Genomic DNA, 15722 nt, shown 5'->3' with positions numbered 1-15722 from the left:
AACGAGGGCCGGTCTCATCAGCATGCGAAACCGGTGCTCACACAAACAAGGCGAACCCTCGGGAATGCCAAAAAAATAAGAAAGGAAAACATATGCTTGCCAAAGTATCCAAAATCTCTACCGCTGTAATGCTGGGAACCATGATGCTTGCCGGTGCTGCCGGCAATGCCATGGCTGCCGAAAACAAGACTGTGCTGACCATGGTTGCACAGCAGGAAACCGCCTGGGTCAAGAACTTCAACCCCTTCCTGCAAGCAGGCCTGCTGCACACTACCCGTCACTTCATCTATGAACCGCTGGTGATCTTCAACGATATGCAGGGTGGCAAACCCGTCTATCGTCTGGCCACCAACTACGAGTTCAGCAAAGACCTGAAATCCGTCACCTTCGATCTGCGTGACGGCGTGAAGTGGTCAGATGGTCAGCCCTTTACTGCTGATGACATCCTGTTCTCCTTCAATCTGGTCAAAGCCAACAAGGCACTGGATGAGCGCTCAATCTGGACCCAGATCAAGAGCGTCGAGAAGCTGGCCCCGAACAAGGTCAAGTTCGACCTGACCGAGGTCAACACCAACGTGGTGAACGATCTGGTACTGGTGCCCATCGTACCGGAGCATCAGTGGAAGTCGGTGAAAGACCCGGTTGCCTTTACCAACGACAAACCGGTCGGTACCGGCCCCTTCACCGAAGTGGAGAACTTCTCCGCCCAGCTCTACACCCAGTGCCGCAACCCGCACTACTGGGATAACGCCAACCTCTCCATCGACTGTATCCGCATGCCGCAGATGGCCACCAACGATCAGGTGCTGGCTGCTGTGATGAAGGGCGACATCGACTGGTTCGGCTCCTTCGTACCGGATATCGAGCGTCTCTACGTCGGCAACGATCCGAAGAACAACAAGTACTGGTTCCCGGCCTCCGGTACCGTAGCGTTCAACGTCAACTTCCAGACCAAAAACCCGGGCAACCACGAAGCCTTCAATGACGTCAACTTCCGCCGCGCCTTCTCCATGGCGATGGATCGCCAGTCCATGGTGGATATCGCGGGCTACGGCTACCCGACCGTCAACGAATACCCGTCAGGGCTTGGCAAGGCGTTCGCCTCCTGGAACAACCCGGATGTGGACAAGAAATACGGCAAGTTCAACAAGTACGATCTGGAAGGGGCCAAGGCCCTGTTGAAACAGGCTGGCTACAAGGATTGTGACGGCGACAAGTTCCTCGACACCCCGAGCTGCAAAAAGATTGAGTTCAAGGTACTGGTGCCGAATGGCTGGACCGACTGGGTCAACACAGTACAGATCGGCGTGGAAGGGCTGCAGGCACTGGGCCTGAATGCCAAGACCGCCACCCCGGAAGCAACCGTCTGGACCGAGAACCTCATCACTGGCGACTTTGATGTGGCGCTGCAGGGCTACTTTGCCGGTGCCAACCCGCACAAGTACTTCGAGACCGCCTTCCACTCCCGCAACATGGGTGAGCGTGGCAACCGCTTTGCGGCTCCCCGCTACAAAGATCCCGAGCTGGACAAACTGATCGACGACTTCACCCAGACCGCCGATGCAGCCAAGCAGAAGGACATCATGTTTGCGATTCAGGAGAGGGTCGGTGCCAACCAGACCATCATTCCGGTCTTCAACAACCCGACCTGGTATGAGTACAGCACCAAGCGTTTCCACGGCTGGTTCAGCGCTGACAACCCGGTTGCCAAGCCGCAGCTCCACCCGGACACCCCCGAGCGTCTGCTGCACATCCTGGCACTCAAGCCAAACAGCTAAACAATCCCGGCCCCCTGCGGGGGGCCATCTTCCCCGTTGATCCCCCCTTCTGCCCGCATCTGCCGGGGTTGGGGTAGCCATGCCCGACGCGGGGCGGACTTGCAGTAAAAGGTATCATCATGGGATTCATACTGAGACGCTTTTCCTTCTATCTGGTTGCCTTTCTGGTAGCCGCCACCATCAACTTCCTGTTACCCCGAGCCATGCCAGGCGATCCTGTCTCCGTGATGTTTGCCCGCGCTGGCGCCATGATGGAACCCGCCGCACTGGAAGCGCTCAAGGCCACCTTCGGCTTTGTCGACGGCCCCATCGGCACCCAGTTTCTTACCTATGTGAAGAGTGTCTTCACCTGGGATCTCGGCACCTCGGTGCGCTTCTATCCACAGCAGGTCTCCGACGTGCTGGGCCGCGCCATCGGCTGGACCCTGTTTCTGGTGGGTACCTCCACCATTCTGAGTTTCTCCGTCGGATCCATCGTCGGCATCTTCGCCGCCTGGTATCGCGGCGGCCGGATGGACAGCATCCTCTCCCCACTCACTCTGGTGATGCAGGCGATTCCGCCGGTAGTCGTCTCCCTGCTTGCCCTGTTCCTGTTCGGGGTGAGTCTTGAATGGCTGCCGATTGGCTACGCCTACAGCCCGGAGATCACGCCGGACTGGGGCTGGGAGCACATCAAGAGCATCCTGACCCACGCCATCATGCCGGTCGGCACTCTGGCCATGGTGCAGGTGGGGGGCTTTCTCATCACCATGCGCAACAACATGATCAACCTGCTGGGCGAGGATTACATCACCATGGCCAAAGCCAAGGGGCTCTCCAGCAACCGGGTGATCTTCAACTACGGCGCCCGCAACGCCATTCTGCCCAGCGTCACCGCCCTCTCCATGGCGCTCGGTTTCGTCATCGGTGGCTCCCTCATCACCGAGGTTATCTTCAACTATCCCGGCCTGGGCCTGACCCTCTATCAAGGCATTCTGGCCCGCGACTACCCGCTCATTCAGGGGCAGCTGCTCATCATGACCATCACCATGCTCAGCTTCAACTTCCTGGCCGACGTGCTCTACGTCTTCCTGGATCCCCGTCTGCGTACAGGAGGCAAATAAGATGCGTATGCCGACCATTCTCAAAATCCTGCTGGGCAACAAGAAGGCTGCCTGCGGCCTCGTCATCGTCGTTACCTTCGTACTGATGGCGCTGTTTGCCCCCCTGCTGGCCAGCAACGAGCCTACCAAACGGGTTGCCCGCCCCCACCAGCCGCCCAGCGCCGAGTTCGTGATGGGCACCACCCGCATGGGCCACGATATCTGGTCCCAGTTCACCAACGGCGCTCGGATCTCGCTGCTGGTGGGCTTTAGTGCAGGCCTGCTAGTCTGCACCTTGGCCGTCGCCATCGGCATCACCGCAGGCTACTTTGGCGGTCTGGTGGACGAGTGCCTCACCTTCCTGATGAACGTGGTGCTGGTGATCCCCAACCTCCCCTTGCTGCTGGTGCTGGCGAGCTTTATCGGAGAGGCGTCGCCGGCGGTCATTGCGGTGATAATAGGGTTGACCTCGTGGGCCTATGGCGCGCGGGTCATCCGCGCCCAGACTCTGGCGCTGCGCGAGAAGGAGTTCGTCATCGCCGCCGAAGTGCTGGGTGAACCGGCCTGGCGCATCATTCTGGTGGAGATCCTGCCCAACCTCATCTCCATCATCGGGGTGAGCTTCATCGGCTCCATCATCTACGCCATCGTCACCGAAGCGACCCTGGAGTTCCTCGGCCTCGGCGACCCGACCGTGGTGAGCTGGGGCATCATGCTCTACAACGCCCAGACCTCCAGCGCCATTCTGGTCGGCGCCTGGTGGGAGATTCTGGCCCCCTGCTTTGCCATCGCCACTCTGGGCGCCGGCCTGGCCCTGCTCAACTTCGCCATCGACGAGATCGCCAACCCGCAGCTGCGCTCCCACAAGGGGCTCAACCGCTGGAAAAAACTCGCCGCGCCAACCCCTTCTGCGGTATCAGCTGTACAGGAGAAGACAGCATGAACAAGCACCCCCTGCTGTCAGTACGCAATCTTTGCGTCGACTACATCACCGAAAATGGTGACGTGCGCGCCGTCAACTCGGTGAGCTTCGATATCAAACAGGGCGAGATCTTCGGTCTCGCCGGCGAGTCGGGCTGCGGTAAATCCACCGTCGCCTTCTCGGTAGCCCGGCTGCACAAGCCGCCGGCCTACATCAGCGGCGGCGAGATCCTGTTCAAGGGGGAGAACATCCTCCACTACGGTGACGAGCGGCTGCGCTCCTACCGCTGGCAACAGGTGTCGGTGGTGTTCCAGTCCGCCATGAACGCCCTGAACCCTGTGCTGCGGATGGAGGAGCAGTTCTGCGACGTGCTGCTGGCCCACAACCCCGGCATGACCCGTTACGAGGCGATCAAGCGCGCCCAGGAGCTGCTCACCATCGTCGATATCCACCCGAGCCGGCTCAAGGATTATCCGCACCAGTTCTCCGGCGGCATGCGCCAGCGGCTGGTGATCGCCATCGCCATGGCGCTCAACCCCGAGCTGCTCATCATGGATGAGCCAACCACGGCGCTCGATGTGGTGGTACAGCGGGAGATCCTGCAGAAGGTCTATGCCCTGAAAGAGAAGTTCAACTTCTCCATCCTGTTCATCACCCACGACCTCTCCCTGATGGTGGAGTTCTGCGATCGCATCGGCATCATGTATGCCGGTGAACTGGTGGAGGTGGCTCCTTCCAAGGCGATCCTGACCGCGCCGCTGCACCCCTATACCAGAGGGCTCGGCAACTCCTTCCCGCCCCTGCACGGGCCGAAGAAGGTGCTGGAGGGGATCCCGGGCACCCCGCTCAACCTGCTGGAGGTGCCGGTCGGCTGCCGCTTTCAAGCCCGCTGCGGCAAAGTGCACGATCGCTGCCGTCAGGAGTACACCAAATTGGCCGAGATCCGCCCCGGGCAACAGACCGCCTGCCATCTCTATGACGTGCAGGATGAACAACAAGATCCCCTGATCTATCTGGACAAGGCCGCTGGCTGTTAAGGATGTCTGTCATGCAAATCGCCAAAACCGATGCACCCATCATCGAAGTCCAGCATCTCTACAAGGACTTCCCCGTCAACTCCAATGCCATCAAGAGTGGCAAGATGCGGGCACTCTCCGACATCACCTTCAACCTGCACCGGGGCCGTGCCCTGGCGGTAGTGGGGGAGTCGGGCTCCGGCAAGAGCACCATCGCCAAGATCATCGCCAAGATGTACAAGCTCAGTGCCGGGCGCATTCTCTATCGCGGCCACGATCTGGAGGAGTTCAACAAGGGCACCGCCCTGCTGGATTATCGCCAGAGCGTGCAGATGGTGTGGCAAGATCCGTTCGGTTCGCTCAACCCGACCCACACCATCTATCACCACATCGCCCGCCCCCTGCTGCTGCACAGCAAGGTGATCGACAAGAGAGATCTGCCCGACATGGTCTATGCCCTGCTGGAGAAGGTCGGCCTGACCCCCGCCAAAGCGACGGCGGCCAAATATCCGCACCAGCTCTCCGGCGGCCAGCGCCAGCGGGTCAACATCGCCCGCAATCTGGCGGTGGAGGCGGAAGTGGTACTGGCGGACGAGCCGACTTCCATGCTCGACGTCTCCATTCGCATCGGCATCCTCAACCTGATGGAGCAGATGAAGGATGAGCTTGGCGTCTCCATGCTCTACATCACCCACGACATCGCCACCGCTCGCTATGTGGCGGAAGATCTGGCGGTAATGTACGTGGGCCACATGGTGGAGTGGGGCGAGGTGGACGAGATCCTACACCACCCGCAACACCCCTATACCCAGCTGCTCATCTCGGCGGTGCCCGACCCAGAGAAGAGCATCCACGCCGAGCTAGAGGGGGGCCGCAAGGGGGAGATCCCGCTCTGGACACCGGAGTCCTGCGGTTGCCCCTTTGCCGGGCGCTGCAATCAGGCAATGCCTCGCTGCAAGGAGAGTCTGCCAGCCATCACCAGGCTTGCCGACAACCACTTCGTGCGTTGCTACCTCTACGAGTGAGGGTGAGCCTTAGACCGGCCGGACTGCAGAGTCCGGCCATGCCTCGATACGGGGCGGCCATAGCCCCGTGATGTGCCTCACCGCCCGGCGGTGAACCACAGGAGTAATACCTTGATGGAACTCTTGATCAATCAGGTGGGCTACGAGTGCGACGGGCACAAGGTCGCCCTGCTGCAAGCCTCCCCCGCCCATGATCTCGGCGGCTACGTCAGGCTGCAACGCCTTGATGATAGCCAGATCCTGTTTGAAACCCCGCTACAAGCGGCTGGCAGCGTCCCCGGCTGGCAGGGCCGTGCTTACTGGCGCGCCGACTTCTCCGCCTTCAAGGAGCCCGGCCACTATCGGCTGGAGGCGATCACTGCCCAAGGCATTGTCCGCTCGACCCGTTTTGCCATCGGCCAGGATCTGCTGGCCAGCCGCTGCCTCTCCGATATCATTCACTACTTCAAGGGGCAACGCGCCAGCGGCATCTTTGATCGGGCCGACCGCAACGCCCGCCTGTTTGGCACCGACCAGCACAAAGATGTGCACGGCGGCTGGTTCGATGCCAGCGGCGACATGAGCAAGTACCTGAGCCACCTCTCCTACGCCAACTACCTCAACCCCCAGCAGACCCCCATGGTGGTCTGGTCGCTGCTCAAGTGCCGGGAACTGCTGGCCCCGCGCCGCGATATCGACGGGGTGAACCTCTGCAAGCGGCTCAATGACGAGGCGCTGCACGGCGCCGACTTTCTCTGCCGGATGCAGGATGAGTCGGGCTTCTTCTACATGACCCTGTTCGACAAGTGGAGCAAGGATCCCGCCCAGCGCGAGCTGTGCGCCTATGCCACCCAGCAGGGGATCAAATCCGCCAACTGGCAGGCAGGTTTCCGCCAGGGGGGTGGCATGACCATCGCCGCACTGGCCCGCGCTGCCCGCGAGCACATCGGCGGTGACTTCGATACCAACCATTACGCCGAGGCGGCCAAACGCGGCTACCTGCATCTGCGTGAGCACAACCTTGCCTATCTGGACGACGGGGTCGAAAACATCATCGACGACTACTGCGCCCTGCTGGCGGCGGTGGAGCTGACCCGCACCTTCGGCTCCGAGTGGCTGAATGAGGCGAGAGCCCGCGCCAGCAAGCTCTGCGCCCGTCAGCGCATTCATCCGGAGCTGGGTCACTACTGGTCGGCCAACGAGGATGGCTCGCGCCCCTACTATCACGCCGCCGAGGCGGGGCTGCCGGTGCTGGCGCTGCTGGAATATCTGGGCGTAGAGCCGGATCAGGGGCACCAGGCCCGGGTACAAACTGTGGTGGAGCAGGCGCTGGCCGCCGAGTTGGCGCTCTGCGCACGGGCGGGCAACCCCTTCTCCCTCGCCCGCCAATATGTCAAAGGGGTGGATGAAGCGCCGCGCGTCAGCTTCTTTATGCCCCACCACAACGAATCCGGTTACTGGTGGCAGGGGGAGAATGCCCGGCTGGCCTCGCTGGCCGTGATGGCCTTTGCCGCCGCAGCACAGTTGCCCCTACAGAGCAGGTTGCTGCGCACTTTCGGTCAGCACCAGCTCGACTGGATCCTCGGGCAAAACCCCTTCAACACCTGCATGCTGGCCGGTCACGGCATCAACAATCCCGCCTACACCGCCGGTTATCCCAATGCGCAGGGGGGCATCTGCAACGGCATCACCTCAGGGTTTGAGGACGAAAATGAGGTGGCCTTTATTCCAGAGGAGTACAGGGAACGGCTGGATCAGAACTGGCGCTGGGGCGAGCAGTGGATCCCCCATGCAGCCTGGTTTGCCCTGGCCATCAGCTGGCAAAATGCCGCAGGAGGTCAACATGATTGAGTACTGGGTCGGGGTCGATGGCGGTGGCACCCACACCCGCGCCCGCATTCGGGATCGGGCCGGCAAGCTGCTAGGTGAAGGGCGCGCTGCTGGCTCCAATCTGGAGCTGGGGATCCCTCACGCTCATGCCAATGTGCTGGCCGCCATCGCCAGCGCCCGCCTTACGGCCGGACTCGGCATCGAGTGCGAACAACAGATGGGGGTCGGGCTGGCGCTCGCCTCCGCCGAGCTGGCCGACTGCTATCACGCCCTGCTCGAGATGCCCTTCCCCTTTGCAAGCGTGCGGCTCACCTCCGATGCCTTTGGCGCTTGCCTCGGCGCCTTTGGTGGCCGGGAGGGGGCCATCCTGATCGCCGGCACCGGTTCGGTCGGGCTGGTTTATCAGAATCACCAGATCCGCACCTGCTCCGGGCGGGGCTTTCCCATTTCGGATCTCGGCAGCGGCGCCTGGCTGGGCTTACGCGCCATCCAGCAATCCCTGCTCTGCCACGATGGCATCCTGCCCCCCAGCACTCTGGCCATCCGTTTGCTCGACCACTTCAAACGGGATCAGGCCGAGGTAGTGCGCTGGGCTGCTCGCGCCATCCCAGCCGACTTCGGCCGCTTCGCCCCCTGGGTGTTCGATGCGGCCAGCGATGGCGATGAGCTCGCCAACCAGTTGCTGGATGAGACTTGCGCCCAACTCACCACCCTGCTGGAGGGAATGAAGTTGTTGGGTGCCACCGAGATCGCCCTGCTGGGGGGTATCGGCACCCGCCTCGCCCCTCGCCTTGGCGAGCTGAACCTTGTGGCCCCCAGAAGCGATGCACTCGACGGGGCCATCCTGTTTGCCCAATCAGAGGATTACCCATGTCTACACCCCTGATCCACTCCCGGGTCACCCGACGTGACGGCGAGGATGTCTGGTTTGCCTTCACCCTGTCCAACCTGCCGGTAGAGGCGTGGAAGCTACACTTCTGTCTGGCACGCCATATCGACCCGGAATCGCTACAAGGGGGCGAGCTTGAACGCCAGAGCGGTAGCTACAAGGTGCTGATCCCGCAGGCTGGCAGCAACGAGATCCTGTTTTGCTGCCGCCAGACCCCCATCAAGAAGATCTCCGACATGCCGCAGGGCTTCTTTCTCAGCCTGCCGGAGGCGACCACGGGTGCCCAGCTGCTGCCGGTGACCCTGGCCGCAGAGGAGCTGGGGCTGGAAAACCCGCTCACCCGCAAGCCAGACCTGCCGGACGTCGAGCCGCTGCCCGGCATAGTGCCGCAGCCCGCACATCTGACGCTGCAGGAGGGGTATTTTCGCCTCGCCGAGCGGGCCCACGTGAGCGCCATCCGCGATATCAGCGGCTTGCTTGACCACTTCAACGAACTTACATCGCTGGCACTGGAGCAGGATCACGACGCCGAGATCAGGCTGGTTGAGACAGCACTGGCCCCCGAAGCCTACCGGCTCACCATCACCGAAGAGGAGATAGTGATTGCCGCTGCGGGCGAGAGTGGCTGGCGCCACGCTCTGGTCACGCTGGCCCAGTGGTATCTGCAGCACGGCGAGAGCCTACCCTGCCTGACGCTGGAGGACAGCCCGCGCTTTGGCTTTCGCGCCATCTTTCTCGACTGTGCCCGCCACTTTCACAGCACGGCGACCATCAAGCGGCTGCTCAAGCTGATGAGCCTCTACAAGTTCAACCGCTTCCACTGGCATCTGACCGATGACGAGGGGTGGCGCCTCGAGATTAACGCCTTCCCCGAGCTCACCACGGTGGGTGCCTGGCGCGGCCATGATCTGGCCATAGATCCGCAGCTGAGCGGCGGCCCCAGTCCCTACGGTGGCTACTACACCCAGAGCGAGGTGCGCGAGCTGGTGGCCTATGCCGCCGGACTTGGTATCACCATCATCCCCGAAATCGACATTCCGGGGCACTGCCACGCCGCCATCAAGGCGCTGCCGGAGCTGCTGGTGGAAGAGGCTGATCGCTCCCGCTACCGCTCGGTGCAGCACTTTGACGACAATGTGCTCAACCCGGCGCTGCCCGGCACCTACCGTTTTCTGGAAGCGGTGCTGGACGAGGTGTGCGAGCTCTTCCCCGGCTCCCAGATCCACATGGGGGGAGATGAAGTTCCAAGCGGCGTCTGGACCGACAGTCCCGCCTGCCAGCAACTGATGATCGAGCAGGGTTACGCCGACTGCCGCGAACTGCAGGGCCATCTGCTGCGCCACTGCCAGCGCTATCTGGCCGCCAGAGGCAAACAGATGATCGGCTGGGAGGAGATCCTGCATGGGGACAAGGTGAGCCGCAAAGCGGCCATCTGCGCCTGGACCAGCTTTCAGGCGGGACTGGATGCGGCCGCAGCCGGTTATCCGGTGGTGATGGCGCCCGCCCAGTACCTCTATCTGGATCTCGCCTGGAGCGCCGATATTCACGAACCCGGCCTCTACTGGGCGGGCACCCTCAATCTGGAGCAGATCTACTCGTGCGATCCTGCCCCAGCCGATTTCCATGCCAGCGATAACATCCTCGGGGTGCTGAGCCCCTTGTGGTCAGAATTGATCACCTCGCGCGATCGTCTCGACTACATGTTGTTTCCGCGCATGCTGGCCACGGCCGAGGTGGCCTGGAGCGAGCCCGCCCGCAAGGGGTGGGAGCACTTCGCCGCCCGGCTGCCCGGCCAGCTGCAGATCCTCGACCAGCTGCAGGTGCGCTACCGGATGCCACAGAGGTAATGTTGTCTTTACTTTGGCGGCCCTCAGGCCGCCTTTTTTCATTCAGGCCCCACCATCCCCTGATATCAGATATTCCACCCTCTGCCACGCCTTGCTCCCGGCCCTGCCGAGAAGCCACAATGACCCATCCACCCAACGGCAACAGCAGCATATCCATGTATCACCCCTCCCATGAAAAAGTGGCCAGAATCGAGGCGATTATCGCGCTTATTCCTGCTGGCAAGGTGGCCAGCTACGGTCAGGTAGCCGATCTGGCGGGTCTGCCCGGGCGGGCAAGGCTGGTAGGCAAGGTGCTGCGGGAGACCGACAAGGTGCTGCCCTGGCATCGGGTGCTGGGCGCTGCCGGTACCATCTCGTTGCCCAAAGGGTCTGAAGGATTTGCCACCCAGGTCGGCTTGTTGCAGGAAGAGGGGGTTGTCGTGATTGGCGGGCGAGTCAGAATGCGGGATTGGCAGTGGCAGCCCGACCTGGCCGAGCTGCTGTTTTTACTGCCGTTTTGAGGTTGTTCTCACCTGAAGTGGTGATTGTTGGGCTGACGCTTACTCCAGCGGAGCCAGGATCTCGTCACTGCGTACCTGCACCGGAATGGTCTCATCTTCGCGCTGCAACAGCACCAGCAAACTTTGCCGATCCACTTCCAGCACATAGGCCGCCCCTTCACGGGTCATGCAGCTCATGCCCGGCCGGATCTCGTGTATCTCCATCACCACCTCCCTGTTACAACGCTGCACTCCTTGCAGCTGGTACTCAGTATATGCTGCTCAACAAGTAAAGAGGCCCCTTGTCGGAGCCTCTTTCTCATCAGGCTTTCTTCGCCTTTGGCAAACTCTCTTGCCAGGTACCGTTATCGTAGTGAGCGGTCCAGCCGGTCGCCTTGCCGTTGACCTCGGTCATTACGTACTGCTCCTTGGTCTTGCGACTGAAGCGCACGATGGCCGGGTTGCCATCCGGATCGGTGAGCGGGGCTCCCGCCAGATACTTGTGCTTGGCCGAGATGCGATCCTTGAAGCGCTTGAGCTCCTCCACCAGCGGCGCGCGGGTCTCGCGGGATTTGGGGAAGTTGCTGGCCGCCAGGAACAGACCGGCAGCCCCGTCACGCAGCACGAAATGGGCATCGGACTGGGTGCACTTGAGCTCGGGCAGCGGTACCGGATCCTCTTTCGGCGGCGCGATGTCACCGTTTTTCAGGATCTTGCGGGTGTTCTTGCAAGTCTCGTTGGTACATCCCATGTACTTGCCGAAACGGCCGTTCTTGAGCTGCATCTCGCTGCCACAGCGGTCACACTCGATGCTCGGCCCTTCGTAGCCCTTGAGCTTGAACTGACCTTTTTCAATTTCGTAGCCATCGCAATCGGGGTTGCGACCACAGACGTGCAGCTTGCGGCTGTCGTCGATGATGTAGGCATCCATCGCGGTGCCACAGACGCCACAGCGGTGCTTGGCACGCAGCGCCTCGGTTTCCGCCTCTTCGCCGTCAGTGGCAGAGACGAATTCGTCAGCAGAGACCAGGTTGATGGTCTTCTTGCAGCGCTCTTTCGGCGGCAGGGCATAACCGGAGCAGCCGAGGAATACACCTGTGGTGGCGGTACGGATACCCATCTTGCGCCCGCAATCAGGGCAGTCGATATCGGTCAGCACCATCTGGTTGGCACGCATGCCACCCTCTTCCGGCGCCTTGTCCGCTTTCTCCAGCTCATGGGTAAACTCGGCGTAGAAGGCATCCAGCACCTTCTTCCACTCGAGGCTCCCTTCAGCGATGCCATCGAGCTTGTCTTCCATCTTGGCGGTGAACTCGTAGTTCATCAGCTCGACGAAGTTCTCAACCAGACGGTCGGTGACGATCTCGCCCATCTTCTCGGCGAAGAAACGGCGACTATCGACCCGCACATACCCACGATCGACGATGGTGGAGATGATGGAGGCGTAGGTAGAGGGACGACCGATGCCGCGTTTTTCCAGCTCACGCACCAGCGCCGCTTCGGTGAAGCGTGCAGGCGGCTTGGTGAAGTGCTGGCGCGGATCCAGCTTGACCAGCTTCAGAACCTCGCCGACAGTCACTGCCGGCAGCTGGCTATCTTCGCCCTTGCGACCCATCGGCGGCAGCGCCTTAGTCCAACCGGCGAAGCGCAGGGTACGGCCACGGGCCTTGAGCTCGAACTCGCCCGCCTTGACGGTCAGAGTAGAGGAGTCGTACTGAGCCGGGGTCATCTGGCAGGCGACGAACTGACGCCAGATGAGGTCGTACAGGCGCATCGCATCCGGTTCCATCCCTTCCAGCATCTCGGCCGTGACCAGCACGCTGGAGGGGCGGATCGCCTCGTGGGCCTCCTGGGCATTGGCCTTGGCGCCGTAGAGGTTAGGCTCGGCCGGCAGGTAGGCTGCGCCATACTGCTCGCCGATATATTCCCGCACCGCGTCCACCGCCTCTTTGCTGAGGTTGGTGGAGTCGGTACGCATATAGGTGATGTAACCCGCTTCATAGAGACGCTGGGCCATCATCATGGTCTTCTTGACCCCGAAGCTCAGCCGGGTAGAGGCCGCCTGCTGCAGAGTCGAGGTGATGAAAGGAGCAGAAGGCTTGGAGCCGGTCGGCTTGTCTTCCCGGTTTACGACCTTGTAGTCGACCCCTTCCAGCGCTGCGACGGCGGCAAAGGTCTCGGCCTGGGTTACCGGCTTGAAGTCGGCGCCGTTGCGGCTGACCACTTCCATGCGCAGCTCGCTCTTCTCGGCGGTCAGCAGGTCGGCGTTGAGATCCCAGAACTCGACCGGCACGAATGCCTTGATTTCGCGCTCTTTATCGACGATGAGACGCACTGCGACGGACTGCACCCGACCTGCAGAGAGGCCGCGCGCCAGCTTTTTCCACAGCAGCGGAGAGACCATGTAGCCCACGACGCGGTCGAGGAAACGACGGGCCTGCTGAGCGTTGACGCGGTCAATGTTGAGCTCGGAGGGCTGGGCAAACGCCTCCTTGATGGCGGTTTTGGTGATCTCGTTGAACACCACGCGCTTGTAGCGGCTCTCATCGCCACCGATGATCTCGCGCAGGTGCCAGGCGATCGCTTCCCCTTCTCTATCCAAGTCGGTTGCGAGATAGATGGTGTCGGCCTTCTCGGCCAGACTCTGCAACTCGCTGACCACCTTCTCCTTGCCGGGCAAAATCTGGTAGTTGGCCTGCCAGCCCGCAGTCGGGTTGATCCCCATCCGGGCAAACAGGGCTTTGCGCTCCTTGGCTGCCTTTTCGGTTTCGCTCAACTTGATACCGCGAATGACGGGTTTCTTGGGCTCGGTGCTGGCGCTGCCGCTGGTGGGCAGATCGCGAACATGACCCACGCTGGATTTCACCACGTAGTCCTTGCCCAGATATTTGTTGATGGTCTTGGCCTTGGCCGGAGACTCCACTATGACCAGTGATTTGCCCATGCTGTAACTATTATCCTCATTGCACCCGACGGGGTTGGTGTGCGGTTTTGTGGGGCTGTATAAGAGATTTGACGGGAAAAAGCAATCTTGTGACTCAATTTGCCTGACCAGCCCCTACCGCGCTGCTTCTTTATTTATTAATGCGAAGGGTCAGCGTCGGGTGCAACCGCTTTTTCATTTTTCTGCCATACGGCCCCTCTTTTTATATCTGAAACGACATAAAAACGTCTGCTGGTTACCGGCTTGTTACAAAAACATAAAATCTCTTTATAATGGCCCCACCCCGACGCATTGTGCGCGGAAGGAATCCGCTACCCATCATAAAAATCGAAAGGATGTACTCAATGAAGCACTTCGAGGTCAATTTCGACGGACTGGTCGGTCCGACCCACAACTACGCCGGTCTCTCCTACGGCAACGTCGCCTCCCAGAACAACGCCCAGGAAGCCTCCAACCCGAAAGAGGCGGCCAAGCAGGGGCTACGCAAGATGAAGGCGCTGACCGAGCTCGGCATGACCCAGGGGGTGCTGGCGCCACAAGAGCGCCCCGATCTTGCCACCCTGCGCCGCCTCGGCTTTACCGGCAGCGATGCCCGGGTGCTGGAACAGGCCGCCAAACAGGCTCCTGCCGTACTGGCCGCCTGCTATTCGGCCTCCAGCATGTGGACTGCCAACGCCGCCACCGTCTCCCCGAGTGCCGATACTCAGGATGGTCGAATTCACTTCACCCCCGCCAACCTGACCAACAAGTTTCACCGCTCCCTCGAGCCGGATGTCACTGGCCAGATCCTGCGCGCCGTGTTCAATAACGAGCGCCATTTCAGTCACCACCTCCATCTGCCGGAGAACGACCACTTCGGCGACGAGGGGGCGGCCAACCATACCCGGCTCTGCCGCGCCTATGGCGAAGCGGGGGTCGAGCTGTTCGTCTATGGCCGCAGCGCCTTTGATCTCTCCCGCCCGGCACCGAAGCGCTATCCGGCCCGCCAGACTCTGGAGGCGAGTCAGGCCATCGCCCGCCTGCATGGTCTTGATGAGGAGAGCGTGGTCTTTATCCAGCAAAATCCAGAGGTGATCGATCAGGGGGTATTCCACAACGACGTGATCGCTGTGGGAAACCAGAACGTGCTCTTCTTCCACCAGCAGGCATTTCTCAACACCGAGCAGGCGCTGGCCGAGGTGCAGACCAAGTTTGGCGAAGGGGAGCTGCACTTTATCGAGGTGCCGACCACCGAGGTCTCGGTGCTGGATGCAGTGAAATCCTATCTGTTCAACACCCAGATCCTCACCCTGCCCAATGGCGAAATGGCGATCATCGCCCCTACCGAGTGCCGCGACAATCCGGCGGTGTCGGCGTACCTGAACAAGCTGCTGACTATGAACACACCGATCAAGGCCGTTCACTACATGGACGTCAAGCAGAGCATGCGTAATGGCGGCGGCCCCGCCTGTCTGCGGCTACGGGTCGCCATGAACGATGCCGAACTCGCGGCTGTCAATCAGGCCTGCCTGATCAACGACAGCCAGTTCACCCGCCTCGATGGCTGGGTCGATCGCCACTATCGTGACCGCCTGACCCTGGACGATCTGCGTGATCCGACCCTTGTGCAGGAGTCTCGCAGCGCACTGGACGAGCTGACCCAGATCCTGAAACTGGGGTCCATCTACCCGTTCCAGCGCTAATCATCGCACCAGAGATCAAGCTCAATTCAGCAAAAGACCGCCATGTCAGGCGGTCTTTTTGTCTGTCCCTCAACGAATGCTGAATTTTTCGACCAGAGCCCGCAACGGGACTGCATAGAAAAGCAGCGCACAACTTGCTGATAAGTCTGAATTTTGAGCACGATGTATCAAAAAATCGACGAACAGTCATTTTTTGCTGCCAGAAACACATCAAGGGGTTCACAAAGAGCGAAGATCTGTTAGTATGCG

Annotated in this window: 12 protein-coding genes; 10 read left to right on the top strand and 2 right to left on the bottom strand. The window is 61.0% G+C overall.

What is annotated here, in order from left to right; genetic code table 11:
* The first annotated feature begins 92 nt into the window (after positions 1 to 92).
* From AACR93_RS16160 to AACR93_RS16120, 9 genes are all read left to right on the top strand, one after another.
* Entirely contained in the window at positions 93 to 1778 is a 1686-nt protein-coding gene (locus AACR93_RS16160) for an ABC transporter substrate-binding protein (protein WP_041208961.1), read from the top strand.
* Positions 1779 to 1897: 119 nt separating this feature from the next.
* Complete coding sequence (locus AACR93_RS16155; RefSeq protein ID WP_033115357.1) at positions 1898 to 2881, top strand: ABC transporter permease; 984 nt, start codon at positions 1898 to 1900, stop codon at positions 2879 to 2881.
* Between the two features lies 1 nt (position 2882).
* A complete protein-coding gene (locus tag AACR93_RS16150; RefSeq protein ID WP_041208962.1) occupies positions 2883 to 3803 on the top strand; it encodes an ABC transporter permease in 921 nt (306 codons plus the stop codon).
* Positions 3800 to 4819 (top strand): ABC transporter ATP-binding protein, encoded by a 1020-nt coding sequence (locus AACR93_RS16145; protein ID WP_043851340.1) that lies wholly within the window; start codon positions 3800 to 3802, stop codon positions 4817 to 4819. Before AACR93_RS16150 ends, AACR93_RS16145 begins: the two co-directional genes overlap by 4 nt.
* Before the next feature lie 11 nt (positions 4820 to 4830).
* Positions 4831 to 5823: an ABC transporter ATP-binding protein gene (locus AACR93_RS16140; protein WP_043851339.1), complete on the top strand. Its 993-nt coding sequence runs from the start codon at positions 4831 to 4833 to the stop codon at positions 5821 to 5823.
* 114 nt (positions 5824 to 5937) lie between these two features.
* Positions 5938 to 7653, top strand: coding sequence for a glycoside hydrolase family 9 protein (locus tag AACR93_RS16135; RefSeq protein WP_043851338.1), 1716 nt, complete (start codon positions 5938 to 5940; stop codon positions 7651 to 7653).
* Complete coding sequence (locus tag AACR93_RS16130; protein WP_043851337.1) at positions 7646 to 8518, top strand: BadF/BadG/BcrA/BcrD ATPase family protein; 873 nt, start codon at positions 7646 to 7648, stop codon at positions 8516 to 8518. Before AACR93_RS16135 ends, AACR93_RS16130 begins: the two co-directional genes overlap by 8 nt.
* On the top strand, positions 8503 to 10368 hold the full coding sequence (locus AACR93_RS16125) for a beta-N-acetylhexosaminidase (RefSeq protein ID WP_043851336.1): 1866 nt from the start codon (positions 8503 to 8505) through the stop codon (positions 10366 to 10368). Before AACR93_RS16130 ends, AACR93_RS16125 begins: the two co-directional genes overlap by 16 nt.
* A 155-nt stretch (positions 10369 to 10523) precedes the next feature.
* The gene (locus AACR93_RS16120) at positions 10524 to 10868 is read left to right on the top strand and encodes an MGMT family protein (RefSeq protein ID WP_043851363.1); all 345 of its coding nucleotides are present in this window, start codon (positions 10524 to 10526) and stop codon (positions 10866 to 10868) included.
* A 39-nt stretch (positions 10869 to 10907) separates the two neighbouring features.
* On the opposite strand, the gene AACR93_RS16115 is transcribed toward AACR93_RS16120, so the two are convergent.
* Positions 10908 to 11072: a hypothetical protein gene (locus AACR93_RS16115; RefSeq protein ID WP_165791285.1), complete on the bottom strand. Its 165-nt coding sequence runs from the start codon at positions 11070 to 11072 to the stop codon at positions 10908 to 10910.
* Between the two features lie 97 nt (positions 11073 to 11169).
* Entirely contained in the window at positions 11170 to 13791 is a 2622-nt protein-coding gene (gene topA / locus AACR93_RS16110; protein WP_043851335.1) for a type I DNA topoisomerase, read from the bottom strand.
* A gap of 344 nt (positions 13792 to 14135) precedes the next feature.
* Between topA and astB the strand changes: the two genes are divergently transcribed.
* Entirely contained in the window at positions 14136 to 15473 is a 1338-nt protein-coding gene (gene astB, locus AACR93_RS16105; protein ID WP_043851334.1) for an N-succinylarginine dihydrolase, read from the top strand.
* Positions 15474 to 15722: the final 249 nt, after the last annotated feature.

The organism is Aeromonas sp. L_1B5_3 (genome assembly GCF_963866575.1).
Taxonomy (GTDB): domain Bacteria; phylum Pseudomonadota; class Gammaproteobacteria; order Enterobacterales; family Aeromonadaceae; genus Aeromonas; species Aeromonas jandaei.
The sequence above is the reverse complement of the archived record's forward strand: the minus strand, read 5'-3'. Positions and strand labels throughout refer to the sequence as shown.